Origin of the sequence: Massilia sp. CT11-108 (genome assembly GCF_047302915.1) — a bacterium.
GTDB classification, from domain to species: Bacteria; Pseudomonadota; Gammaproteobacteria; order Burkholderiales; family Burkholderiaceae_D; genus Telluria; species Telluria orientalis.
Window position 1 is genome coordinate 1 of record NZ_JBKYMO010001658.1, and the last position, 248, is coordinate 248.

Below are 248 nucleotides of genomic sequence, written 5' to 3' on the forward strand. Positions count from 1 at the left end.
GCCGCTGCGCCATCCGCTGCATGTCGCGAAGGCCGCGTGGTCGCTGGACCGGCTGAGCGGCGGCCGCTTAATCCTCGGCCTCGGCTCGGGCGACCGGCCGGAGGAACTGGCGCCGTTCGGCGTCGACACCGCGCCGGAAGTCCTGTTCCGCGAGCGCTGGCAGACGTTGGCCGCCGCCCTGTCGACGGATGCGCAGGTGCGTGCCGACCTGCTCGAGGGCACGGGCGGCTACGCGCCGACACCGGTAC

The 248-nt window shown here is 74.2% G+C and carries 1 protein-coding gene; it reads left to right on the forward strand.

The genetic code is table 11. From position 1 onward, the window contains the following. On the forward strand, nucleotides 1-248 hold a 248-nt coding region (locus ACEN88_RS35940; protein WP_413347160.1), incomplete at both ends, for an LLM class flavin-dependent oxidoreductase.